This window comes from Eisenbergiella massiliensis, assembly GCF_003435485.1.
Map to the genome: position 1 here is coordinate 1 of NZ_QVLV01000028.1, position 22338 is coordinate 22338.

Consider the following 22338-nt stretch of genomic DNA (forward strand, 5'->3'; position numbering starts at 1 on the left):
AGAGAATCTGAAAGCCTTGATTTTACTGGCTTAGAGATTCCGAGAGACTATAATAATATGAGGAGGATCAATATGGCAAAACAACCAATTATTAATGGGAAAGTAGTAGAAAGAGCTTATGAAGATTACCGTAGTGAACTATTTTTAGTAAATAGAAGATATCAAAGAAAACTTGTTTGGGATGTTGAGGAGAAAAGAGCTTTTATTGATTCCTTGGCGAACGGATATCCCGTACCGTTATTTCTATTTGCCAAAAATGATTATAAGGATTTTGAAAGATTTGAAATCATAGATGGCTTGCAAAGATTAAATGCTGTCTTTAGTTTTATTGAGAACAGTTATGCTCTCGGAAATGGGGAGTTTTTTGATTTGGCTTCAACTGCACTTACAAAGGATTTATTAGATAAAGGCTTTGTACAGCAGAAATTTCCAATATTAGATAGAACTATATGTGTTAAAATAGTAAGCTATGAATTGCCATTCTCTATATATGAGGAAAAAGATCCTGATATTATAGATGAAGTTTTTAGAAGAATTAATTCTAATGGACAACATTTGTCCAGGCAGGAAATCAGGCAAGCTGGTGCCACAAGTAATTTTGCAGAACTTGTAAGGGATATTTCGACAAAGATTAGAGGGGATGTATCACATGAAGATATATTGTTATTATCGCAAATGAAAAAAATCAGTATAAGTAAGGACTCAGAGGGAATTGATCCTGATACGGTTTTCTGGGTTAGAGAAAATATAATGAACAAAGAAGATTTGAGGATGTCCCTAGATGAAGAACAGATTGCAGACATTCTTGCCGCCATGGTACTATCTCCTATTCCACCTTCAAATGTGAGTGTATTAGACGAGTATTATGGATTTAAAACTTCGGATTCGGAAACAAGAAGCAAAAAAATTGAAGAGGCTATTTCTGCTATTACGCCAGAAGTATTAGAGAGTCAATTTTTATATGTATTTGATGAAATAAAGAGAATTTTCTATAATAGAAATAAAACCATTATTGGACAGATGGTGGGTCCCAGACTTTATAGAGGTCCTAGATATTTTCAGTTACTATTTTTATCTTTGTATAAGTTGCTTATTAAAGAGGAAAAGAAGATAGAAGATTACGATTTAGTATATGATAAATTATTAAATATTAGTAGTAGAACAATGAATATAGCTGGTGGCGGTGGTTGGTGGGCAAGTAAAGAAAAAAATGAATTAATACAAGCTACTTCATCGGTTTTGGAGTCTTGCCTTGTGGATAGATGTACGGATGATCCAATGTACTATTCTTATACAACAGAATTGGAAACTTTATTAAAGCAATCTAAAACAGAAAATAGTCAATATGATTTTAAACAGGGGTTATATGATTTAAGAAAAGGGGTCTTGAATGATGGTCTTATAAGTAAAGTTTTTAAAACATTAACAGCAATGGCGAATACAGATAATAAAGCGGTTGGATATGTTATTATTGGAGTTGCCGATAAGTTTGAAGATGCAGAGAAAATAAAAGATAAATATGGAGAAGAATATGTAAGAGTAGGAACGTTTTATGTAACTGGTATTGACGGAGAGGTGAAAAGGTATTACGGAGGAAATTATGATAAATATTTTGCAATGATAAAAAATAAATTGCAAAATGAACCCATTACAGAACATTACCGTAGACAATTAGGGAGCAAGATTAGAATGGTTAATTATTATAATAAATCAGTCATTATTTTAAAACTTATTTCTGATGATGGTGCAGTAATGTATGACAAGGCGTATTATACACGTATAGGTGCTAATAATGATCCTATTGCTGTATCGGCTGAAGAAATGCCGAAATTTTTTGCAAAATTTTACGCAAAATAACCTTTGTATAAATTGAGGTTTCAAATAAAATATGTGTAGTAATTCGTTTGATTAATTAAAGGAATCATTTAATAGATTTCTAATTATCTCTTTAGATGTTCTTATATGCCGGTATAGCCCGTTACTTCGGGCTTTTCCGGCACTTTTCATATCGGAAGAACCTCACAAATCTTTTTATTACCCCTCATGTTTTCACTCTCAAAAGTAGTAAAAGCAGTAGTAAATTCTGCGTACTACTTATGCCGCCTTGGTTTCCTCGGCGCTTTCCGCCGCAGCTTCCGGCTTGGCCTCTGCGGTGGTTTTTGCCTTGGCTTGCAGCCGTTCCATTTCCTCCTGTGCGGAATGGAAAGTAGCGTGGGCGTAATAGTTCAGCGTCATTACAATGTTGGCGTGTCCCATGATGTACTGCAATGCCTTGGGGTTCATGCCCGCGTTTGCCATTCTGGTACAGAATGTATGCCGCATGGTGTGCGGCGTCATCACATCGGGCAGCGGCTCCTTGTGGCACTTGTTGTACTTCTTGGCAAGGCACTTGAACATGGCGTCATAGTTGACGGCGGTTTTGGGCAGACCGTCCCGGTTCAGGAACAGGAAGTCCTTATAACCATCAACCTCAATGCACCTGCCGTCCCTGCGCTTCTTCAACACGCGCTCAAACGCTTCATAGGCGGCTGCGCTCATAGGCACTTGACGGAATCCACTTTCTGTTTTTGGCGCTTCGATATAGTAGCCGTCCTCGGTGCTTCTCAAAAGCTGGTGGTCTACATTCACAAAGCGCTTTTCAAAATTCAGGTCAGCGGGCGTCAGGCCGCAGAGTTCGGAAATACGAAGCCCGGTTTCCAGCAGGATCACCACCTCGTCATAATACTTGGCATAGACGGGATCGTTCTGCATGAAGTCCAAAAGCTCGTTTTCCTGTGTAGGGGTAAGCGGCACCTTTGGTACGGTATCGTCGTTGATAACCTCATTGATCTGGAAGTCAAAGGGATTCTTGCGGAGGCAATCGTCCTGTACGGCCATATAAAAGATGGCTTTTAAGGAACGCTTGCTGTTGCAGATGGTATTGTAGGCAACGCCCTTTTCCTGCATACGCAAGGCCCATTCTTTCGCGTCGGACAGCTTCACGCTGTCAATGCTGGCCGCGCCCAGCTTATCTTCGGACAGAAGTTTCATCAACTGCTGGCGGCTCTTTTGGGTTCCTTTCCGCACATTCCCGCGCTGCCGGGTGTACTTTTCATAAAGCTGGCACACGGTCATTTTCTTGCCGATGGTGTCTATCCCGTCGTCAAGGTCTTTCTGTATCTGCCTGATCTTCTCGCGCAGGGAAAGACAGGGCCGTTTCCCGGCAGGTACTTTGTCGGTAGGTACTAACTTCCATGAGTAAACAAACTGGGGTTCTCCAAAGGTGTCAATGTATTTGTAAGCGTATCTTCCATCTGATCGCTGGCTCTCTCCAGACTTCAAAAGGCGGCCTTTGTTGTCCCGTCTTTTTTCATCTCGTTCTTTTCTTGGCATTTCGTCATGCTCCTTTCCATGACGGAAAGAGCCTTGACACGCTTATAACCTATTATAACACGCGCAAGGCCCTTTTTCACTATATTGTGTCAAGGGAATCAATGATTTTTTCAAACTGCTTCCGCTTGATCTGGATGCGGTTGCCGTTTAAGATCACCCAGCCAGCGGTGGGGGTTTCCTCGGCAAGCCGACGCAGTTTGTTTTCCCCGATCCGAAAATATTTGGACGCTTCCTCAATGGTGAGCGTGTATTTTTCCCAAATAGGCACATCGTTATTACTCATAACATGGCCCCCTTTCTTTTCAAAACAAAGGTTGTTTTTTGTGAAAGTGGGCAGAAAATAACGGACGGCTGCTGGCACAGCTCCACGGGAATCTCACCCCCGCGTGGTTCTCACGCGGCCATGCTCGTTGCCTGCGACGCTTCAAACGCTCGGACTACGACGACAAGGGCGTATCATTGTCCTGCCTGCGCGTCGTCGCCCGCAGGCTGCCACACCTGCTTTACGGCCCGGTAAAATCGCTCCGCTTATCCCAATGAGGGAAAGCCTCTTGGCGCACCTGCCGCCCGGCTCGGCACAGACAGAATGTATCCGTCTGCCCTATGACGCGCCGCCATTGTCCTGCGGGCGTATTTGTCAAGGAGCAAGGGGGCCGCCGGGAAACAGGCAGGCGGGGAAAGGGAAAGCCGCCTGTCTATGGCCGGGGCCTTAACCGTCAGTCGCCAATGGGACTAACGATGGAATGGATCAGCTTGATTTGCAATCGGCGCTTCATATACTCGTCAATGCAGATATGAGGCTGGCCGCTGCCGTCATAGAGCGTCCGGGTACACAGCTTATTGATATAGCCGTCATAATGCTGCAAGACACGCTCCACGGCTTCGGCGTTACCGGCGCAGGCCGCGTCGATCACAAAATCAGGCAGAGGGCTTTTGCCCTTGTAACTGGATTGCTTCATCCGCGTTTAACCTCCCTCCGGCATGAACGCCATCAATTTTATACGCAGGTCTTTCAGGGTGCTTGTCCTGTGGCGCTGTACTGCGCTGCGGGACATTCCCATCAGGCGGCCAATTTCTTCGTCAGTCAAATCCAGAACAAAGCGGAGAATCAAAATACTCTGCTCGTCTTTTGGCAGGCTGGCAAACGCCTCGGCCACAAGCTCGTTGTCGATATGTAGGTCATAGCCATGCGAACTGAATGTAAAGCTGTCGCAGGAATACCGATCTACGGTCGAGAGCTTGTCCCAATCATCCGGGGAAAGAGCGTCCAGCGACACTTCACGGTCGCGGCGGCACTTCATTTCCCGCAGATAATCTATCGCCTCATGGTACAGAACCAGCTTGCAGTAGCGGTCAAACTGGCCCCATTCACCGTATTTGCGGGGGATCGCTTCCATCTTCTCACCCCCTTTCTGTGGGGGATGTGGTGGTTCTCTCCCTTTCCGCCAATAGAGCGAATGGAATCTCTCTGGCTGCCCGCTAAACGCCTCCTTTTTTCACTTTTTTGAAATTTCTTTTTGCGCCGGGAAACAGACCGCAGGAAATAACAAAATTCGCCCGGCAGGTCAAAGACCCGCTGGGCGAAACAAAAAGCAATATGTTCTTTTCCTACATGGTATAGTACATACTCGCAGCCGCTTGTCCCCGCTGCCGGGGGACGGCTTTTTTTGACAGGCTAATCTCTGTCGGATTTTGTCGAAGTAGTTTTCGTTGCATGGTGGCTTCCTCCTAAAGCCGCCATGCCAGATACACGGTACAGGGGTCGTCGAAGCAAACAGAAACGGCGGCCTTGATCTACTCAAAACCGCCGTTTCCGTCAGTGATGCAGGAAAGCGCACGAAATCCTCTGCCCGTCAGCGGTTTTTTTCTTTTCCCCGCTGTGGAGGCAGATGTTTAGATTGATTCAGTTCTACCATAATGTGAAAAATAAATTCTACCGATAAAAGCAATAATAAAATATAAATATTACAAGTATCATAATGAATGGCGCAATAATCATTACCCAATAAGACATATGCTTTTTCTTTTCAGCTTCATATTGGGCATTTTGATATTCGCTTTCGGAAACTTCCTCCTTCAACATTTGAAAATCACTATTATCGTGATTATTTTCAGATTTACTCATAAAAAATCTCCTTTCCACGGTATTAAGTATCAATAATATTTTGACAATAGAAAATCCAAATCACAAATTTTGCTACTTCTATACATCAATTCTTCCGATGATTACAGCTCAATTCTTGCTTTCGATGGCTTATCTTCATAATAGGTAACTTTAATCGTTGTTCCCTTGTCAGGAACTTTGTTTCCTGCGCCAATCCATTTTCGGCAGATGTAATCTTTTCCGTCTATCGTATATTTGACCTTAATAGTATGCGGAAAGGCTGCGCCATCCATAGCATGAGCGCGGACAGGTTTACGATTCACTTTTAACCACCATTGTTTTGTAACTGAAATTACAGTTCCCATTGTTTCTTTTTCCATAAGTTACCTCCAATGATATTTTTGATTGATGATACCTATTTTCTATTCAACCTTTTTCTTGTTTGTTGTAAATGCGGAACGCTGCCGCGCCGGTGGCCGCCAACTGTACCAGAATCAGCACAGCGAACAGGCCAAAGTTCTCATAATAGAACAGTTCATCCCAAAACAGGAGAACATCACAGAGGGCAGTCAAGGCAACCGACCAGCGGATGTGCTGGGTCAGCCATTGCCGGAACACCAGCACAAGGGCAACGGGCGGGACGATCAGCAGCGCCAGATTCAAAATCAAGGTCGGGGTCATTTCCATTGCGTCGCCTCCTCACTTTTGTTGATAAGATCATTGTAAAACCCAAATGTCCGCGAAATGTTACAATTTTCGGATATTTCAAAAAATAGTATTCTACTCAACCGTTTCAATCGAATCCACAATACTCATTTTTGAAATTTTCCGTAGTGGAATTGCTGTTGCCAGCAAGCAAGCTCCTACTGCCAAGAGGGTTGCTTCAAGAATGGGCATGACAGGGATTGCAACAAGCTGGATAGTGTCGCTCGTGGCCGCCTCAATGAAGATCGTACAAACATATCCCAGTACGCTTCCGATCACAGAGGCAATGACTCCGTAATATGCACCTTCCCAAAGAAAAGTTTTATAAAGGCTACCGGAGCTCATTCCAATGGCCCGCTGCATACCGATTTCTGTTACTCTGGTGTGAATATTTGTGTAAACGGTATTGATGATATTAAGAATACCGATCAGGCCAACGAAAAGGATCAGCCCCCATGCCAGCATTTGAATCTGTGCAAAGCTCTCTTTCAGTTGCTGGTCGCTTTCTTCATACGACAAGAATGTTGTCCCCGGCGTCCTATCACAAAATGCCTCGATAAATGTATCAAAAATTTCCCTGTCTGCGCCCTCGTTCAGCGTAGGCAAAAACTCTGAATAGGTATCTTTTCCCGTCAGGCGTTCATAGATAGCATCATCAACGATCACCTGAACACCATTTGTGAAACCGCCATTTCCAATACCAAGATAACCGTCATAGCCATCCAAGGTTTTCAAAACATTCAGCTCCATTCCCGCAACACAGATGTTTTCTCCGGCCTCTATATTTGTAAATTCAAGAACATCTTCGCCGTAGCTCATGGGAATAGGATTCCTTACTATACAGGCGTTCCCTGATTTCAGTTGTCCAAGCTGTTCTTCTGGTAATTGATCCCCCATAAAATAATCCCAATATTCATCGTTCAATCCGACAACCTGAAAAGTTTCACCGGGTTTCAGTTGAAATTCAAGACTGATTTCATCGAGCAGCCCATTTTCATTTTGTTCGTAAAGCGAAAATTGTATGGCGGCTACACTTTGCACAGCTTCATTTTTCCGCAAAGTGTTCAGATCATCTGTGGTAAATCCAACACTTTCATTTGTGATCTGATAATCTCCTAAATGGTTATCTTGCAGTGCGCTTGCAGCGTTCAGGAGAGAGGAAAACCCTTGCAGCGCTATAAAAACCGTGATACTCATAACAAGGGACAAAATTGTAATTGCAGTACGGCCTTTATTTCTCTTTAAGTTCAGACGGGCATAGTATGCTTCAAAATTATGGATTTTCTTTGTTTTACGCTTTCTGCGGCGAATTTTCAGATTTGTTCCAGACATCGCCATAATGGGGGATACCCTTGCGGCTGATCTGGCTGCTGGCAATGCTGCAAACAGCGCAAACGCCAAAGTGATTGCTCCGCTTAAAACCAGTAAGGTTCCATTCAAAGAACTGTTCTCTGCTATTAGAGTTTTCAATTCAGAAGCATCCTGAACCAAGAACAATTCAGGGGAAACCAAGCCGGTAGCTGCCTCTAAAATTCCTCTGGCACTCAAGAAGCCAAGAAGCATACCAATAGGAATCCCAATCAGGCACAATAGGATTACTTCAATTACAATGATCTGATAAAGCTGTCCTTTTTCGCCTCCAATAGCCCGAAGTGTTCCATATCCCTTTATCCGTTTTGATACAGATATTTTCAGAATGTTGTAAATCACAAGACCAGCAGCCAGCAAAATCAAAGTACCCACTAATATCCCTGCGACTGTCATAAAAGAGAATCCCTTATCATTAGCACCCTCGGAATTTGCAGTATAGGAAATTCCCAAGGCGTTCAAATATACAATATTGTAGCTGGTATCAAGCTCATGGATGTTCAATTCCTTATTGATGTCATCGACAACTGCTTGAAAATTCTTTTTATCGGCAGTCCGAATATCCACATTGTAATAAATATAAGATTCCGGTAAAAGTTGTTCGGCAGTTCCTTCCCCTACAACTCCCGTAACAGTGCCGCTTGTATATCCTAAGTAGTTATTTTTCAATATCCCTGTAAGAACAAATTCCGCTGTATAGGAATAGCAGTCCGCAATGTTGTGGCGAAGATTTTTTTGCAGTGAAAGTGTAATCTTATCTCCAATACTGCCCTCAAAGCCAAGATATTTCAGAATATCTTCCGAAAGCGCTATTTCCATCGGGGCTTCCGGCAGACGACCTCCTTCTACACTGGTACTGGACGGATAGATAGCGGCATTGTCATCCAAATATTCCATCAAACCAAGGGTAAGAGATGGGGAGAGTTCTAAACTTCCCATATAAATAGATTTCCCTACATAGGAAAGACGCTCATCCTGTTCCAGTGCGTGAAGCTGATCTGCATTCATCTGCAAAAAAGTGGCATATCGGTTTCCTCCGATAGCGATGGCCTGCTGTTCCCGCATTGCACTAAGTACGCCAATGGATTGTCCTACAATGGTTGTCATCATAGTAGACAGCACAACGGCAATCAAAATAAGAATAGAAGTGACTTTTTGGGACAGTAGTTCTTTCAATGCTAATGTACGATAAGATTTCATTTCGCTGTCACCTCCGTAAGCACACCATCTACAATCTGAAACTGCCGGTCTGCCATTCGTGCAATACGGCTGTCATGGGTAATGACAACGAGAGCTTTCCCCATCTTTTTCCATACATTTTGAAGCAGTTCCATGACTTCGCCGCCGCTTTTGCTGTCCAGATTTCCCGTAGGCTCATCAGCAAAAATTACATCCGGCTTTGCAATCAAAGCGCGGGCGATAGCTACACGCTGCTGCTGGCCGCCGGATAACTCATGGGGCAGATGTTCCAAGCGGCCCTGAATGCCAAGCAGTTCTGTAAGCTGTTTCAGGTATGCTTCATCCGGTTTTTGTTTATCCAGCAAAAGAGGCATGATAATATTTTCTTTCGCCGTCAGAACCGGAAGCAGATTAAATTGCTGAAAAATAAATCCAATCCGTTTCCGGCGAAATGCCGACAACTCCTTATCGCTGTAACTGTAAATATCTTTACCATCGTAGGTCAGCGAGCCGGAAGATGGCTTATCCAAGCCGGAAAGCAAATGAAGCAAGGTGCTTTTTCCGCTTCCAGATGGTCCCATAATAGAAATAAAATCGCTGGATACAATTTCGAGATTCGCATGATCCAAAGCCACTACTCGGTTTTCACCGTCACCATAAATCTTTGATAAATTCTTTGCCTCAATATTCATAAAAAAACACTCTCTTTATTTGTAGTATAAGGAGAGTGTAAATGATAAATCTCAAAAATCGCTCAAGGATTACACAAAATGAAAAATAGCAGTTGCGGATGCACCGCCCCCAACCCTATTTTCCAAAATCAATCGGCCACCATGTTTTTCACATAAAATTCTGCTGCTGTAAAGCCCCATTCCGAAATGTGAGGAATTACTACTTGTCGTTTCAAAAGGGTTTGGCCCATTCTGCACGAGAGACAGCGGATAACCAGCACCATCATCTTCTATATTCAAGGTCATAGAATCATTTTGCAGCGTTATTTGAATAGAGATTGCTTTTTCTGCAAATCGCGCCGCATTTCCAATCAGATTTTCCGCTACGGTAAGAAATAGCCCGTGATCTATACAAACTGTTCCACCTGATGGTACTAAAACAGAAACTTTTTGGGATAGCGCTAACAGTCGTGCTGTTTCCTGCAATTCACTCTGCAAAACTGATAGTCGGATTTCTTTTGGCTTAACAGAGAGTTGTTCCAACTTTTGAACACTGCTCATAGCTTCTACATACTGCTCAATCCGTAAAGTGTAACTTTCCAGCCGGTCTATGGTTTGTTCGTCCTGAATACCTTGCCGCAAAAGTTTTACACTTCCTTTTAATACCGTAATCGGGTTACGCAGATCATGGGAAAATGCGGCATTGAGCCGTTTGCGTTCCTCGGCCTGTTGCCACAACAGCCGATTCGATTTCAGAAGATCACTCCGCATTTCTTCAAAGGCAGCACATAGTTGTCCCATTTCATCGTTAGACAAAATCGGCAGCGAAAAATCCAGATCATTATTCTGAATCCGCATAATGCCATTTTGCAGGCAGGAAATAGGCTGTTTCAATTTGAGATAATAAAAAAGAAAGACTGAAACAATCAATCCGCCTACTGGAAAAAGAATACAGGAAACCGTCTGCACAATGTTTAGGGTAGCTAAAATACGCTGTTGTGACACCGTAGGAGACGGCAGAGGTACAACAGAGCCATCCGACAAGATTTCTACACCGCCTAAAGGATAATGGTTTTCAATGCCTCGGCAAAGGAAGATAACTGCCCCAAGCAGGAGAAATGCCACTGCCAAACAGGAGAGGGATAATAGCAGGAAAGATTTCTTTAGTCCCATATTTTTTAGGCGTTCCACCGATAACCACACCCCCAAACCGTTTCAATGTAATTGTGCAATGTATGTGCTGCAAATTTAGCGCGTATTTTCCGAATGTGCTCCATAATTGTATCGCTGTTTCCGTCCCCATCCAAGCCCCACACAAGCTCATAAATTCGCTCGCGGTCAAAAACCTGTCCTGCATTGAGGGATAAAAGTTCTACAATCTCAAACTCCCTCTTAGATAGCGGGATGTTCAGATTATTGATTGTAACTGTTCGGGCAGAATAATCCAGTATCAATTCACCAAAGAAGCGTACTGCCGAATTATTTTGGCGTCGCTGCTCCCGGCGCAGATGTGCGGCAATACGCGCCCCCAATTCATCCAAATCAAAGGGCTTGACGATATAATCATCCGCCCCGGCCTGAAAGCCAATGATCTTATCGCTGGATTCCATACGAGCGGTTAAAAAAAGAATGGGACAGGCTATGTGTTCCCGTATCTTTTGGCATACAGTCAGACCATCCATTCCCGGCATATTGATGTCCAATAAAATTAAATCTGGTTTGCAAGCTACTTTTTTGAGCGCTTCTTGTCCGCTATAAGCAGTCAGAATATCATATTGTGTTTGAAAATAACTCTGTATCATATCAACAATACCGCGTTCATCATCAACGATCAGTAATTTAGGATTCAAAATTATGCACCTCCGTTCTTTATATGATATATGGTAAATCTCAAAAATCTCTCAAATTTTACCCAATAAACGCTATTCATTTTATTATAGAACACATCGCTTTTCCGTACAAGGCACAAAATATGAATTATAAAGTTTAATATTCCTGCATATAGCAACATTCCATTGAGAAAATATGAAATATACAATGTAGATGGGTGGTGCTATATGGCAAATATCAAAGATTGTCCCGGCTTTGAAACTTTCGGCGCGGATGTAAAAGAGGCGCGGAAAGTCAAGCAGTTATCGCGTAAGACGCTGGCGGAACAGGTCAATATCGACTGGCGCTATCTTGCCAACATCGAAAATGACGGCACGATTCCCAGCCTGCCGGTTATCATACAGCTTATCAAAATCTGCGGGCTTCCCGTGGAACGGTATTTTAACCCGGAGATCATGCGGGAGGAAAGCGCACAGCGGCAGCGGGTCAGCCACAAGCTGAAACTCTGCCCGGAAGAATTTCTGCCAATCATCGAGGGCGCGATTGACGGGGCCATTCAAATTCAACAGAAGAATGACGAAACGGAGGGTGCATGACAACCCTCTGTTTTGTTTTTGGGAGGACGCAAGCTGCGCCCTCTCTTTTTTTGTACGGTTTTCGGAAAAACCGGGATTTTGCGGGTATTTCCTTGGGGTCAGAACGCTTTTTAGGGGAAGAAGAACAAAGACAGCAAGCATAGGGAGTGTAGCCACACTCCCGGCAAACGGCTTCCCGTTTGTATCTTGGGGAAGTCCCCAAACCCCTGAATGAATGGAGGTGAGAAAGTGGCAAACCGAAAACGGAAGTTTGTGCTGCGCGTCCCGGTGACGCCGGAGGAACGGGCGCTGATCCAGCAAAAGATGGCCCAGCTTGGCACAAAAAACTTTTCTGCCTACGCCCGGAAAATGCTGATTGACGGCTATATCGTCCATATCGACACCGGCCCTGTCCGGGCGCAGACCGCAGAGCTGCAAAAGATCGGCGTCAACATCAACCAGATTGCAAGGCGTATTAACAGTACCGGGACTGTGTATGCGCAGGACTTGGAGGACATCAAGGGGGCGCTGGCACAGATATGGCAGTTACAAAGATCCATCCTATCAAGTCAACGCTGAAAAAGGCGCTGGACTACATCGAGAACCCGGACAAGACCGATGAAAAGCTGTTTGTTTCTTCCTATGGCTGTTCCTATGAAACGGCGGATATTGAATTTCAAATGCTGTTAGATCAGGCGTACCAAAAAGGCAACAATCTGGCCCACCACCTGATACAAGCCTTTGAACCGGGGGAAACCACGGCGGAGCAGGCCCACGAGATCGGGCGGCAGCTTGCCGATGAAGTGCTGCAAGGAAAATACCCCTATGTGATTACTACCCACATTGACAAGGGCCATCTGCATAACCACATCATTTTCTGCGCCGTGGATATGGCAAACCAGCGCAAGTACATTTCCAACCGCCAAAGTTACGCCTTTATCCGGCGCACCAGTGACCGGCTGTGCAAGGAACACGGCCTGTCTGTGGTAAAGCCCGGCAAAGACAAGGGCAAGACCTACGCCGAGTGGGACGCACAGAAAAAGGGCAAGAGTTGGAAAGCAAAACTGAAACTTGCCATCGACGCGGCCATTCCGCAGGCCAAAGGCTTTGACGGCTTTTTGCGGCTCATGGAGGCGCAGGGCTATGAAGTCAAACAGGGCAAGTTTATTTCATTCCGCGCCCCCGGACAGGAATGCTTCACCCGCTGCAAGACCTTGGGGGAGGATTACACCGAGGAACGGATCACCCAGCGGATCAAGGGCATTGCCATTGACCGGGGGCCGCGCAGAAGAAGTGCCGGGGAAATCTCCCTGCGGATCGCCTTGGAGGACAGTATCAAGGCCCAGCAGTCGGCGGGCTATGCGCGGTGGGCGAAGCTGCACAACTTGAAGCAGGCCGCCAATTCCTTAAACTTCATCACAGAACACCAGATCGACAGCTACGAGGGCTTGGAAAGCAGGCTGGCCGAGATCAGCGCGGCAAACGACGCGGCGGCCTCCGCCCTGAAAGACGCAGAACGCCGCCTTGGGGATATGGCGCTGCTGATAAAAAACCTCTCCGCCTACAAGCAGCTCCGGCCTGTGGCGCTGGAACTGCGAAACGCCAAAGACAAGGCCGCGTTCCGGCGGCAGCATGAAAGCCAACTGATTTTGTATGAGGCGGCGGCAAAGGCGCTCAAAGAGGCCGGGATCACAAAGCTCCCCAACCTGTACGCCCTCAAAACCGAGTATAAAAAGCTGGACGCAGAACGGGAACGGCTGTCCGCACAGTACAGCGAAGCGAAACAGAAATTGAAAGAATACGGCATTGTCAAACAGAATGTAGACAGCATTTTGCGGACAGCGCCGGGAAAGGAGCATACGCAGGAACGATGAACATACCGAGAATGAGTTACCCCCAATACCGCAAGGCCCGCAGGCTCGCCCATGAGTGCTGCAACTACTGTAACGGGAACTGCCTCCTGCTGGACGATGGGGAGGAATGTGTTTGTGTGCAGAGTATTTCCTATTCGCTGCTGTGCCGGTGGTTCAAGGTGGCCGTCCTGCCGCTGGACGCGGCCCTGTGCGCCGAGATCACCAAAGGTCGGGACGAAATCAAACGCTGCGCCGTCTGCGGGGCGGCGTTTACGCCCAACTCCAACCGGGCTAAATACTGCCCGGATTGTGTGGTGCAGGTACGCCGGAAGAAAGAGGCGGAGCGCCAGCGGAAAAGATACCTCCTGTCTACGCATTTAGGGAGGTAAAAGTCCACGGAAATCAAGGGTTTTTCCGCATGGTCGGCAGGCAGGTGGATAAAGTTATCCTGTTCCCCTCAAAACAGGGTTCTAAATGCGGGAAAATGGACAAAAAAGAAGCGCCGGACGCAGAGGCTTTAACACCTCCGCGCCCGGCGTTTTCTCATAGGCTGCTCTTTAGAATAGTTTGGATCAGCTTGTTTTGCAGGCGGTCTTTCATGTATTCATCTACCCTCACATGAGGCAAACCGTCCAGATCGTAGAGTGTCCGGGTACACAGTTTATTCATGTAACCGTCATAATATCGCAAGACACTTTCCACGGCCAGCGGATCACCGGCGCGAGCCGCCTCGATCACAGACAAGGGCAACAGTTCCCGCCCGTAGAAAGTTGGCTGCTTCATTTCGCTTTCCTCCCTCCGTCGTCCTCCAATCGTTTCCGCAATTCATTCAGGGCTTTGGTACGGTGCCGCTGAACGGCGCTGCGGGACATTCCCATAAGACGGCCAATGTTGGTGTCTGCCATAGTTGCGACATAATGCAGAATTAAAATTTGCTGCTCCTGCTCCGGCAACTTGACAAAGGCTCCGGCCACCAGCTCATCCCGGATATGTAGGGCATAGCCAAAGGCCGAGAACACAAAGCTGTCGCAGGGGTACTCGTCCCGTGTGGAGAACTTGTCCCATTGAGCCGGGGAAATATCCTCTAAGGATATTTGGTACTTGCGGTATCTCTGCATTTCCCGCAGGTAGTCAATCGCTTCATGGTATAGAACCAGCTTGCAGTAACGGTCGAACTGACAACATTTCACATAATCAGGGGTATATTCTTTCATCTTCTCACCCCCAATCTGCGGAAGAATGAGAAGATAAAGCTGTTTTCACCACTCCTTTCATCGGTAACAATGCGGCGGCTCCAGCCCGCACCGAAGAACCGCAGGAAATAACAAAATTCGCCCGGCAGGTCATAGACCCACCGGGCGAAAGAAGTGTTATGTGTTTGACTTATATGGTATAGTACATACTTATAGCCGCTTGTCCCCGTATTCGGGGACGGACTTTTTTTGATGGTGTGTAACCCGGTGTATTATGTCGAAATGCTGTTTGTGTCATGGCGGCTCCCTCCGTAGGCCGCCGGTCCTGCGCCGAGCAAAGAAAAGCGGCGGCTCTGAAAATCAAAGCCGCCGCTTCATAGGCGCGTGGAAATGTGTCTGCTTTACGACGGCTTTTTTCTTTTGCCGTCGTCCGGCAGAATGTTACTCAATATTCAATTCAATGCTTCCAGTGAAATTCTCACATTCAATGCCGATATAGTTTCCACCTTCAGGGAGTGTAATTGTATCACTATATGTTCCGGTTGTTTCAAGCAAAGTGACTGCTTCATCAGCTCCAGAAATCCAAAATACTTTTGCAGTTCCCTCCGTAACCTCCAGCGCGCAGTCAATAGACAGATCCTTACCAGCTTCACGCTTTATGGAAGTTCCGCCGAACAAATACTCTGTATCTGAAAAATCCTCATAGTTGGCTGTATAGCTTCCTGTATAATCATCAATTCCTTTTTCTTTCGTACCTTGTAAGGATGAATTTCCGGTAAGCGCTATGGAACCAGCAGACTGAACAATATTGTTATACTGATCGAGAAATTCATCTTTTGTACAACCTGAAAGCACAGAAGCACCCAATAGTATCAGGCATAATGATAAAACTATTTTCTTCACAGCTATCACCTTCCTTTCCTGCGTACAGCACGCTTTCCTTTTCCCTTGGCATTTGCCTGTTTACGGGATTTCATTTCTTTTTTGTTACTGGACATCAGTAACAACAGCACCGCCCAGAGAACCATGATGCCAACCCCAATGACCGCCAACAAAGGGTTTGAGGATGTGGTTGTTCCGGCATATTCACTCATGTCAAATCCCACTAAAATCAGCGCAGCAGAGAACGGATAGATGCTGGCAAGGATACCACCTTTGAAAAACAACATGCTGTATCCAAGGAAGAACGCCAGAATGGAACCGCCCAGATATGCCCCTCGGATCTGCCCAAAAATCAGGATCAGCGGCATACAGACCAAATAGGTCGTCAGAGCCGCTAACACGATCTGCGTACCTCCATGAAAAAACACTTCCGCTGTCAGTCCCGATAATCCAACCGTCAATCCAGTAATCAAGGTAATGCCAACGCTGTATATTCCCAGCAGAACTGCAAGCATACTGACTAAAAGTAACTTAGCTCCCAACATTTTTGGCATAGAAACAGGAATTGTCATAATGTTTTTCAGTGTATCATGAGTGGATTCTCTGTCAATGAACCATCCTCCAATCATTACCAATGAAATTGGAAGGAATATCTGAGTGTTTCCCCAGATGACATTCTCAAACAGCGCGGAAAAATCATAATTTGGATTTCGGTACTCTGCCTCCACAATCAACTGACTTCCATACTGAACCAAAGGACAGAGTGCAAGCGCCACCAGCCCTACCAAAAGGATCTGGCACCGGCGCAGTTTCAGTAATTCCGATTTTAATAAGTTCCACATAGTCACACCCCCTTAGATTTCCTGTCGCCGGTAAACAAATGCAATCAGCGCAAGAAATACAATGGCTTCCACAATAATCACACCGAATACCTGAACACCATTCAGAAAATACGGACTGACCCGTTCCAACAAATCTGCTAACTCCGCACTGGTCTGGCTTTGGTCATAAAATTGGAATGTCCAGCGGAAGGCCAGCGGCCCCGGAAACAGGGTTCCGATGTTCAAACCAAAAGGCTGTGTGAGAAACATATCGTTCATGGAAAGGATATAATTCGCAATCGTATAGAAAAAGGTAATCACGACAGACACGATATAGTTTTTATTAAGAAGAACAACGAGCAGGATACATGGAAGTGCGCCTACCCACATAATCAGCCCTTCTTCTATCCCAACGCCAAACAAGGTCCAAAACCCAACCGGCTCCCAGCCCTGAAACAGCAAAACCGCAAGATTTACCAATCCTCCAACTGCCATAAAGCCAACGGCAAACAATAGTAAAACCAGCATCTTGGACAGCACCAACTTGGTTCTATTTATCGGTATGGTAACAAGGTTTTTTAGTGTGTCATTGTCCAGCTCCTCAAACAGCAGATTGGAAGCCAGTATCACAAGGAGCGGCATCAAAAGCAAATAGGCACTGAGCTGGAACAGGCTGGACATCACTCCATTTACAGCATCCACATCAGTGTTTACATCTGCCAGAAAGAAAGCATAAGCCAATGGCATGAAAACAGAAAGCAGCAGAGAAATAAATACCAATGGCTTCCGTTTTAATTTCAAAAATTCGCATTTGATTAGTTTAAGCAATTCCTTCGCCCCCTGTCACACGCTTGAAGTAATCTTCAAGACTTTCTTCACAAGTATGCGCCTCCGATACCTCCAATCCGTTTTCTACAAAGGCTGTTACAATTTTCCCTACGGGCAGCTCCAAGTTGTGCAGGCGCAAATTATGGTCATCCTGTATGGAGAAATGGTTTTCATGGAAATTGCGTTCCAAAATTCTTGCCGCCTGTGCAGTATCAGAGAGTGTAAAACGGATATGCTTACTGCTTTTTTGCTCCAGCTCAGCAAGGCTTTCTTCTTCCAGCAACGCGCCGTGGTCGATAATTCCAATATCGTCAGCCAGCAGAGAAATCTCCGAAAGAATGTGACTGGAAATCAGAATCGTTTTTCCTCTTGCATCGCAGAGCTCCCGAATAAAGGAGCGTACTTCTGCAATACCGATGGGATCGAGACCGTTGATCGGCTCATCCAAAATTAAAAGCTCCGGATCGTGCATCACGGCAAGGGCGATGGCAAGCCGTTGCTTCATGCCAAGGGAATACTGTGAAAAGAGCTTCTTATCTTTGTAGGGCAGTCCTACCAGATCCAGAGCGTCTTTGACGGCATGATTGTTTGGTACACCCCGTAGGGTGGCAAAGATACGCAGGTTTTCTGTGCCAGTCAGATTGGGATAAAAGCCGGGGGACTCGATCAGACTGCCAATACGGGGCAGCAACTTCTTTTCATTCCCCTGTAAAGACTTTCCCCAGATTTTGACCTCTCCGGAAGTCGGCTTCGTTAAGCCCAACAGCATTTTCATGGTAGTGGTTTTTCCGGCTCCGTTTCTGCCAAGCAGACCATAAATTCTCCCACGCTTCACATGGATATTTAAGTCAGCCACACTCTTTTGTGAGCCGTATTGCTTCGTCAGATTTTTTGTTTCAATGATGTAATTGGTATCCATATTCAAAACCTCCTGTTCTGTAAGGTATTCTATCACACCAACCTTGCATTAACCTTGCCGCAACCTTGCATTAACCTTGCAATTTGAAATCCGGCAAAATGACAAAGGTTCCCGTCATAAGGACGGGAACCCACTTAAATCTCCAAAGGAAAAAGCAACATAAATTCAGTTCCTTTTCCCGGCAAACTTTCAACTGTTATACTTCCACCCATCTTTTCTACAAGCTGATGGACAATAGAAAGACCAAGACCGCTGCCTTTTTCAGACCGACCTTTATCACACTTATAAAGCCGTTCAAAAATGTGTTTCAAATCTTCTTTCTCGATTCCCACTCCATTATCCGCCAACAGCAGTTCCATGTTATTTTCCTTCTTTGACAAGGCGATTTTGATTTTATTCGCATGGCTGTGAGCGATTACATTTTGAATGAGATTATTGATGATTCTCATATAGCTGTCCATATCCAATTTTACCCGGACAGGCTGTTCGGGAATATCAATGTCATAATCAACCTGTTTATCCTCAAAAATCGGTATCCAGTCAATCAGGATATTTCTTGTCAGCTCTGCGGCCTCAACGCTCTGGATTTCCAAAGCAAACTCGTTGGAATTTAACTTGAACCAGTCAAAGAGTACATCAATATATTCTTTCAAATCATGGGCTTTCCGGCGGGCGATTTCGATATAATCATCCCGGTCTTTTCCTGTGACCAGTCCTTTGTGTGCAGCGTCAAGATACCCAATCAGAGTGGTAAGGGGCGTCCGAACATCATGGGAAAGGCTCGTCATAAGCTGGCGGTTGGTTTCTTCTGTCTGCCGTACAGTTGAAAGTCTGCTTTCATAGGACACAACGATCTCATTGATTTCATAGGCAAGAGGTGCTGTCAGTTCATTTGTTGCAGACAGAATACGCCGGTTGCCATTTCCGTTTCTCACATCAACCAGCACATCGGTCATTTCTGCTATTTGTTTTTTTACGCGCCGAACGAGAACGATGGAAGTCAATACAGCCACAACAGCAATCACAATGGACAAGAAAACAATGATTTCCATGCTGGCTACACCTCCTTATTAAACCGGTAGCCAATCCCTTTGACCGTTTGTATATACTTTGGGCTTGAAGGATTGACTTCTAATTTTTTACGAAGCCGACTGATGATCGCCATAATGTTACTGTCGTCATAGAAATATTCTTCGCCCCAAACTTCCTCATAAATCTGCTGTTTTGTCAAAATTTTTCCTTGATGCTTTGCACAGTACAGGAGCAGATCAAATTCCTTTGGTGGAAGTTCAAAAGTGCCATTTTCCGTCGTAACAGAACGATTTTCAAGGTCAATTTGTAATCCGTCAAAATCCAGTTTTTGCACAGCTCCGGCTTGATGATTAAAACGGGTGTAGCGGCGAATGAGGGACGCAATACGGGCAATCAGTTCGTCCATATCAAACGGTTTTGTCAGATAATCGTCCGCCCCGGCTCGTAAGCCCCGTACTTTAGAAATGCTGTCATTTTTAGATGTGAACATCAAAATCGGCAGACTGTTCTCTTTGCGGATTTCTTCCAGCGTTTCAAAGCCATCCATACCGGGCATCATCACATCCAGCACCACAAGCTGATACTCCTGCTCTCTTAATTTTTGTAAGCCCTCTTTTCCGGTATTACAAAAATCAGCTTCTATGTTTTCTGCTTGTACGCTACGTTTAATCAAAGCGCACAGTTCTCTGTCATCATCTATAATCAGGATTTTATTCATGGTGCAACCCCTTCCCTTGTTTTGTCCTTCCGTCAATCGGCTTTTCTGCGTTCTTTGGGATCAGCCAAACACCAGCCATCTTTACAGCGCCGGGGATACGCCCAGCAGCACACAAATAATTGATCTGCCTTGGTGTAACACCCCATTTTTCACTTGCTTCTTTCAGCGTCATATAATCCATACTTTTTCCCTCCAATACGGTTTATTATATTTCTTTTGCTCGAAGAATACAAGGCAGGAAATATGAATAATAAAGTGCAAGTCATATCCAGAAGAAGCCATGCGCCGGAAGAAAGAGGCGGAACGCCAGCGGAAAAGATACCTCCTGTCTACGCATTTAGGGCGGTAAAAGTCCACGGAAATCAAGGGTTTTTCCGCATGGTCGGCAGGCAGGTGGATAAAGTTATCCTGTTCCCCCAAAAACAGGGTTCTAAATGCGGGAAAATGGACAAAAAAGAAGCGCCGGACGCAGAGGCTTTAACACCTCCGCGCCCGGCATTTTTGATAAGAATACTTAAATAACATCTTACTCGGAATTAAATTTATAACCATAGCCAATTACTGTTTTTATATACTCATGTCCCTTGCAATATGGTTTTAACCTTTTTCGTATTTGAAAAATTGTGTTTTCTACTGCGTGCAAATGGTTATTTGTGGGTTCATGCCAAATTTGTTCATAAATCTGTTCTTTTGTGAATGTGGTTTGAGGAGATTGCAGTAACAAATAAAGGACTTCAAATTCGTTTGTTGATAAATAAACTTCCTGCTGTTCTAATATTACACAATGCCGGTTAACATCAATGTGTAAGGTGTGATTTGTTTGCTTTAATCCCCAAAATTCTTGTGCCATTGTCCGGTCATTCGCAATTTGTTCAAGCAGCAAGGATAATTCATTAAATTTTCTAACTTCCCTCAATTTCTTATATAGGTTGACAGTTATCGTACACCCATATATATCCTTATCAAAATCAAAAATATGTGTTTCGATTGAAACAAAGCTATCATTATCAAGTGTAGGGCGCGTCCCAATATGGGTAACACCATAATATATCTTGTCACTTAAAAGAATATCTGCCACATACACCCCTGTCTTTGGCAAAAATGTATTTTTTGCTATTTCTATGTTTGCGGTAGGTGTCCCCACATGCTTTCCAATACCTCGGCCATGTATAACGATCCCTGTTAGTGTGTAAATAGGTTCATTTATTTTTTCTTTCATTTCAATCCTCATATAATCCCATTCATTGACAGGATAATCAAAACACAAGTTACTATAATAAAACTTGCCAGCATAAGCAGACCAGTATGCTTTTGTCTTGCTTCATTTTCCAAAGTAGCAACATATCCGCTTTTTCTCAAAGCGGTAACTATGGGCTTATACAGTAAAAATGTAATGGACGCATTTAACCCACCTTTCAATAAGTTAAATGGAAGAAAGGCAGGAAGTAACAATTCTACAACTGCTTCTCTTGGATACCCCATATAAAGCGGCGTTACCAAATAGTTCCACAACAGCATAACGATAACCGTTATTAGCCATCCCGATGCCAGACCAATCACTGCACCAGATAAAGTGTGCTTTTTTTTGTAAATGACAGATGCCGTACACGCAAAAGATAGTGTTTGTACGATATTCATAATACAACCTAATATTCCGGTATCGCTTACTGTAATCATTTCAAGGGTTGCTACAATAACAGATACAATGCAGGAAGTCATCGGCCCCCAAATAAAGCCGCCCAAAGTTACAATAACATCGGATGGATCATACTTTAAGAATAGAATAATAGGAATCCTGCCAACAACCATAGTGACATAAGTAATCGCACATAGCATACCAATAACTGTGATTCTTTTTGTTTTACTGTTCATAATTGCTTTCCTCCGTGGCAAAAAATTAACACCCAAAAGAAAATGTCTTTCAGGTGTTAGCATTATAATTAGGCCACAGAAAAGAAAGTAACCCTCTCAAAATCTGCGGAAATCTAACCATATCTTCTTCCATCCAGACTATACTGTTGGTTTTGGAATTACACCAAATCGTGCGTTTTACGCTCGCGGACTTTACCGCCAATCGGGAATTTCACCCTGCCCCGAAGACACTTTTATTCAGTTGTTTTCCCTGCAATTATAACATCAACTATTTTTGGAAGCAATGAATTGAAGAAAGTTCGGAAGCATTTCGGAAATCAAGGGTTTTTCCGCATGGTCGGCAGGCAGGTGGATAAAGTTATCCTGTTCCCCCAAAAACAGGGTTCTAAATGCGGGAAAATGGACAAAAAAGAAGT

28 protein-coding genes and 1 riboswitch are annotated in these 22338 nt (G+C 44.6%); of the genes, 6 read left to right on the top strand and 22 right to left on the bottom strand.

Features of this window, described 5'->3' with window-relative positions:
* Nucleotides 1–1857, top strand: a 1857-nt coding sequence (locus tag DXC51_RS25115) for a GmrSD restriction endonuclease domain-containing protein (RefSeq protein ID WP_117545660.1), incomplete at its 5' end; no start/stop codon positions are given.
* A 237-nt stretch (nucleotides 1858–2094) separates the two neighbouring features.
* Here the strand turns inward: DXC51_RS25115 and DXC51_RS25120 are convergent.
* From DXC51_RS25120 to DXC51_RS25175, 11 genes are all read right to left on the bottom strand, one after another.
* Entirely contained in the window at nucleotides 2095–3372 is a 1278-nt protein-coding gene (locus DXC51_RS25120; RefSeq protein ID WP_069424005.1) for a site-specific integrase, read from the bottom strand.
* A 79-nt stretch (nucleotides 3373–3451) separates the two neighbouring features.
* On the bottom strand, nucleotides 3452–3655 hold the full coding sequence (locus DXC51_RS25125; protein WP_069424004.1) for an excisionase: 204 nt from the start codon (nucleotides 3653–3655) through the stop codon (nucleotides 3452–3454).
* A 433-nt stretch (nucleotides 3656–4088) separates the two neighbouring features.
* Entirely contained in the window at nucleotides 4089–4331 is a 243-nt protein-coding gene (locus DXC51_RS25135; RefSeq protein WP_004611627.1) for a helix-turn-helix domain-containing protein, read from the bottom strand.
* A 6-nt stretch (nucleotides 4332–4337) separates the two neighbouring features.
* Nucleotides 4338–4769: a sigma-70 family RNA polymerase sigma factor gene (locus DXC51_RS25140; RefSeq protein WP_069424003.1), complete on the bottom strand. Its 432-nt coding sequence runs from the start codon at nucleotides 4767–4769 to the stop codon at nucleotides 4338–4340.
* 536 nt (nucleotides 4770–5305) lie between these two features.
* Nucleotides 5306–5497, bottom strand: coding sequence for a hypothetical protein (locus DXC51_RS25145; RefSeq protein WP_069424002.1), 192 nt, complete (start codon nucleotides 5495–5497; stop codon nucleotides 5306–5308).
* Between the two features lie 101 nt (nucleotides 5498–5598).
* Complete coding sequence (locus DXC51_RS25150; RefSeq protein WP_069424001.1) at nucleotides 5599–5856, bottom strand: DUF3592 domain-containing protein; 258 nt, start codon at nucleotides 5854–5856, stop codon at nucleotides 5599–5601.
* 46 nt (nucleotides 5857–5902) lie between these two features.
* A complete protein-coding gene (locus DXC51_RS25155; RefSeq protein WP_069424000.1) occupies nucleotides 5903–6163 on the bottom strand; it encodes a hypothetical protein in 261 nt (86 codons plus the stop codon).
* 93 nt (nucleotides 6164–6256) lie between these two features.
* Nucleotides 6257–8749, bottom strand: a complete 2493-nt coding sequence (locus tag DXC51_RS25160) for an ABC transporter permease (protein WP_069423999.1) — start codon at nucleotides 8747–8749, stop codon at nucleotides 6257–6259.
* On the bottom strand, nucleotides 8746–9420 hold the full coding sequence (locus DXC51_RS25165) for an ABC transporter ATP-binding protein (protein WP_069423998.1): 675 nt from the start codon (nucleotides 9418–9420) through the stop codon (nucleotides 8746–8748). The genes DXC51_RS25160 and DXC51_RS25165 overlap by 4 nt, the downstream gene beginning before the upstream one ends.
* 69 nt (nucleotides 9421–9489) lie before the next feature.
* Nucleotides 9490–10572, bottom strand: a complete 1083-nt coding sequence (locus tag DXC51_RS25170; protein WP_069424013.1) for a HAMP domain-containing sensor histidine kinase — start codon at nucleotides 10570–10572, stop codon at nucleotides 9490–9492.
* A gap of 5 nt (nucleotides 10573–10577) precedes the next feature.
* Nucleotides 10578–11249, bottom strand: a complete 672-nt coding sequence (locus DXC51_RS25175) for a response regulator transcription factor (RefSeq protein WP_171902324.1) — start codon at nucleotides 11247–11249, stop codon at nucleotides 10578–10580.
* Between the two features lie 207 nt (nucleotides 11250–11456).
* Here DXC51_RS25175 and DXC51_RS25185 point away from each other — a divergent pair, with 207 nt between their 5' ends.
* The 4 genes from DXC51_RS25185 (at nucleotide 11457) to DXC51_RS25200 (ending at nucleotide 14046) form a co-directional block, all read left to right on the top strand.
* A complete protein-coding gene (locus DXC51_RS25185) occupies nucleotides 11457–11825 on the top strand; it encodes a helix-turn-helix domain-containing protein (RefSeq protein ID WP_004070797.1) in 369 nt (122 codons plus the stop codon).
* A gap of 228 nt (nucleotides 11826–12053) precedes the next feature.
* Entirely contained in the window at nucleotides 12054–12383 is a 330-nt protein-coding gene (locus DXC51_RS25190) for a plasmid mobilization protein (RefSeq protein WP_002566656.1), read from the top strand.
* Complete coding sequence (locus DXC51_RS25195; RefSeq protein ID WP_069423996.1) at nucleotides 12344–13678, top strand: relaxase/mobilization nuclease domain-containing protein; 1335 nt, start codon at nucleotides 12344–12346, stop codon at nucleotides 13676–13678. Before DXC51_RS25190 ends, DXC51_RS25195 begins: the two co-directional genes overlap by 40 nt.
* Nucleotides 13675–14046: a cysteine-rich VLP domain-containing protein gene (locus DXC51_RS25200; protein ID WP_069423995.1), complete on the top strand. Its 372-nt coding sequence runs from the start codon at nucleotides 13675–13677 to the stop codon at nucleotides 14044–14046. Before DXC51_RS25195 ends, DXC51_RS25200 begins: the two co-directional genes overlap by 4 nt.
* Nucleotides 14047–14200: 154 nt before the next feature.
* Here DXC51_RS25200 and DXC51_RS25210 read toward each other — a convergent pair whose 3' ends face one another.
* The 9 genes from DXC51_RS25210 to DXC51_RS25250 form a co-directional block, all read right to left on the bottom strand.
* Entirely contained in the window at nucleotides 14201–14440 is a 240-nt protein-coding gene (locus DXC51_RS25210; RefSeq protein WP_069423994.1) for a helix-turn-helix domain-containing protein, read from the bottom strand.
* On the bottom strand, nucleotides 14437–14871 hold the full coding sequence (locus DXC51_RS25215) for an RNA polymerase sigma factor (protein WP_069423993.1): 435 nt from the start codon (nucleotides 14869–14871) through the stop codon (nucleotides 14437–14439). Before DXC51_RS25215 ends, DXC51_RS25210 begins: the two co-directional genes overlap by 4 nt.
* Before the next feature lie 420 nt (nucleotides 14872–15291).
* On the bottom strand, nucleotides 15292–15753 hold the full coding sequence (locus tag DXC51_RS25220; protein ID WP_069424012.1) for a flagellar hook-associated protein FlgL: 462 nt from the start codon (nucleotides 15751–15753) through the stop codon (nucleotides 15292–15294).
* A 5-nt stretch (nucleotides 15754–15758) separates the two neighbouring features.
* Complete coding sequence (locus tag DXC51_RS25225; protein ID WP_069423992.1) at nucleotides 15759–16574, bottom strand: ABC transporter permease; 816 nt, start codon at nucleotides 16572–16574, stop codon at nucleotides 15759–15761.
* A 12-nt stretch (nucleotides 16575–16586) separates the two neighbouring features.
* Nucleotides 16587–17381 carry an ABC transporter permease gene (locus DXC51_RS25230; protein ID WP_069423991.1) on the bottom strand — a complete coding sequence of 265 codons (795 nt, stop codon included), beginning with the start codon at nucleotides 17379–17381 and terminating at the stop codon, nucleotides 16587–16589.
* Nucleotides 17374–18300 (bottom strand): ABC transporter ATP-binding protein, encoded by a 927-nt coding sequence (locus DXC51_RS25235; RefSeq protein WP_069423990.1) that lies wholly within the window; start codon nucleotides 18298–18300, stop codon nucleotides 17374–17376. Before DXC51_RS25235 ends, DXC51_RS25230 begins: the two co-directional genes overlap by 8 nt.
* A 134-nt stretch (nucleotides 18301–18434) precedes the next feature.
* Nucleotides 18435–19352, bottom strand: a complete 918-nt coding sequence (locus DXC51_RS25240) for a sensor histidine kinase (RefSeq protein WP_069423989.1) — start codon at nucleotides 19350–19352, stop codon at nucleotides 18435–18437.
* A 5-nt stretch (nucleotides 19353–19357) separates the two neighbouring features.
* A complete protein-coding gene (locus tag DXC51_RS25245; RefSeq protein ID WP_069423988.1) occupies nucleotides 19358–20050 on the bottom strand; it encodes a response regulator transcription factor in 693 nt (230 codons plus the stop codon).
* Complete coding sequence (locus DXC51_RS25250; RefSeq protein WP_069423987.1) at nucleotides 20043–20231, bottom strand: helix-turn-helix domain-containing protein; 189 nt, start codon at nucleotides 20229–20231, stop codon at nucleotides 20043–20045. The genes DXC51_RS25245 and DXC51_RS25250 overlap by 8 nt, the downstream gene beginning before the upstream one ends.
* Before the next feature lie 62 nt (nucleotides 20232–20293).
* On the opposite strand from DXC51_RS25250, the gene DXC51_RS25255 reads away from it, so the two are divergent.
* Nucleotides 20294–20572: a hypothetical protein gene (locus DXC51_RS25255; protein ID WP_069423986.1), complete on the top strand. Its 279-nt coding sequence runs from the start codon at nucleotides 20294–20296 to the stop codon at nucleotides 20570–20572.
* 4 nt (nucleotides 20573–20576) lie between these two features.
* Here the strand turns inward: DXC51_RS25255 and DXC51_RS25260 are convergent, their stop codons facing one another.
* Both DXC51_RS25260 and DXC51_RS25265 read right to left on the bottom strand, forming a co-directional pair.
* On the bottom strand, nucleotides 20577–21269 hold the full coding sequence (locus DXC51_RS25260) for a riboflavin kinase (protein ID WP_069423985.1): 693 nt from the start codon (nucleotides 21267–21269) through the stop codon (nucleotides 20577–20579).
* Nucleotides 21270–21277: 8 nt separating this feature from the next.
* Complete coding sequence (locus tag DXC51_RS25265) at nucleotides 21278–21922, bottom strand: ECF transporter S component (RefSeq protein ID WP_069423984.1); 645 nt, start codon at nucleotides 21920–21922, stop codon at nucleotides 21278–21280.
* Between the two features lie 117 nt (nucleotides 21923–22039).
* Nucleotides 22040–22155, bottom strand: a riboswitch (FMN riboswitch).
* Nucleotides 22156–22338: the final 183 nt, after the last annotated feature.

What these genes read in the sequence shown, in the direction of transcription:
- DXC51_RS25240 (WP_069423989.1), bottom strand. Translation starts at nt 19,352, where the DNA reads ATGGAAATCATTGTTTTCTTGTCCATTGTGATTGCTGTTGTGGCTGTA.
- DXC51_RS25255 (WP_069423986.1), top strand. Translation starts at nt 20,294, where the DNA reads ATGAATAATAAAGTGCAAGTCATATCCAGAAGAAGCCATGCGCCGGAA.
- DXC51_RS25140 (WP_069424003.1), bottom strand. Translation starts at nt 4,769, where the DNA reads ATGGAAGCGATCCCCCGCAAATACGGTGAATGGGGCCAGTTTGACCGC.
- DXC51_RS25145 (WP_069424002.1), bottom strand. Translation starts at nt 5,497, where the DNA reads ATGAGTAAATCTGAAAATAATCACGATAATAGTGATTTTCAAATGTTG.
- DXC51_RS25160 (WP_069423999.1), bottom strand. Translation starts at nt 8,749, where the DNA reads ATGAAATCTTATCGTACATTAGCATTGAAAGAACTACTGTCCCAAAAA.
- DXC51_RS25200 (WP_069423995.1), top strand. Translation starts at nt 13,675, where the DNA reads ATGAACATACCGAGAATGAGTTACCCCCAATACCGCAAGGCCCGCAGG.
- DXC51_RS25250 (WP_069423987.1), bottom strand. Translation starts at nt 20,231, where the DNA reads ATGGATTATATGACGCTGAAAGAAGCAAGTGAAAAATGGGGTGTTACA.
- DXC51_RS25165 (WP_069423998.1), bottom strand. Translation starts at nt 9,420, where the DNA reads ATGAATATTGAGGCAAAGAATTTATCAAAGATTTATGGTGACGGTGAA.
- DXC51_RS25155 (WP_069424000.1), bottom strand. Translation starts at nt 6,163, where the DNA reads ATGGAAATGACCCCGACCTTGATTTTGAATCTGGCGCTGCTGATCGTC.
- DXC51_RS25125 (WP_069424004.1), bottom strand. Translation starts at nt 3,655, where the DNA reads ATGAGTAATAACGATGTGCCTATTTGGGAAAAATACACGCTCACCATT.
- DXC51_RS25170 (WP_069424013.1), bottom strand. Translation starts at nt 10,572, where the DNA reads ATGGGACTAAAGAAATCTTTCCTGCTATTATCCCTCTCCTGTTTGGCA.
- DXC51_RS25225 (WP_069423992.1), bottom strand. Translation starts at nt 16,574, where the DNA reads ATGTGGAACTTATTAAAATCGGAATTACTGAAACTGCGCCGGTGCCAG.
- DXC51_RS25245 (WP_069423988.1), bottom strand. Translation starts at nt 20,050, where the DNA reads ATGAATAAAATCCTGATTATAGATGATGACAGAGAACTGTGCGCTTTG.
- DXC51_RS25265 (WP_069423984.1), bottom strand. Translation starts at nt 21,922, where the DNA reads ATGAACAGTAAAACAAAAAGAATCACAGTTATTGGTATGCTATGTGCG.
- DXC51_RS25150 (WP_069424001.1), bottom strand. Translation starts at nt 5,856, where the DNA reads ATGGAAAAAGAAACAATGGGAACTGTAATTTCAGTTACAAAACAATGG.
- DXC51_RS25135 (WP_004611627.1), bottom strand. Translation starts at nt 4,331, where the DNA reads ATGAAGCAATCCAGTTACAAGGGCAAAAGCCCTCTGCCTGATTTTGTG.
- DXC51_RS25260 (WP_069423985.1), bottom strand. Translation starts at nt 21,269, where the DNA reads ATGAAAGAAAAAATAAATGAACCTATTTACACACTAACAGGGATCGTT.
- DXC51_RS25210 (WP_069423994.1), bottom strand. Translation starts at nt 14,440, where the DNA reads ATGAAGCAGCCAACTTTCTACGGGCGGGAACTGTTGCCCTTGTCTGTG.
- DXC51_RS25195 (WP_069423996.1), top strand. Translation starts at nt 12,344, where the DNA reads ATGGCAGTTACAAAGATCCATCCTATCAAGTCAACGCTGAAAAAGGCG.
- DXC51_RS25215 (WP_069423993.1), bottom strand. Translation starts at nt 14,871, where the DNA reads ATGAAAGAATATACCCCTGATTATGTGAAATGTTGTCAGTTCGACCGT.
- DXC51_RS25120 (WP_069424005.1), bottom strand. Translation starts at nt 3,372, where the DNA reads ATGCCAAGAAAAGAACGAGATGAAAAAAGACGGGACAACAAAGGCCGC.
- DXC51_RS25185 (WP_004070797.1), top strand. Translation starts at nt 11,457, where the DNA reads ATGGCAAATATCAAAGATTGTCCCGGCTTTGAAACTTTCGGCGCGGAT.
- DXC51_RS25235 (WP_069423990.1), bottom strand. Translation starts at nt 18,300, where the DNA reads ATGGATACCAATTACATCATTGAAACAAAAAATCTGACGAAGCAATAC.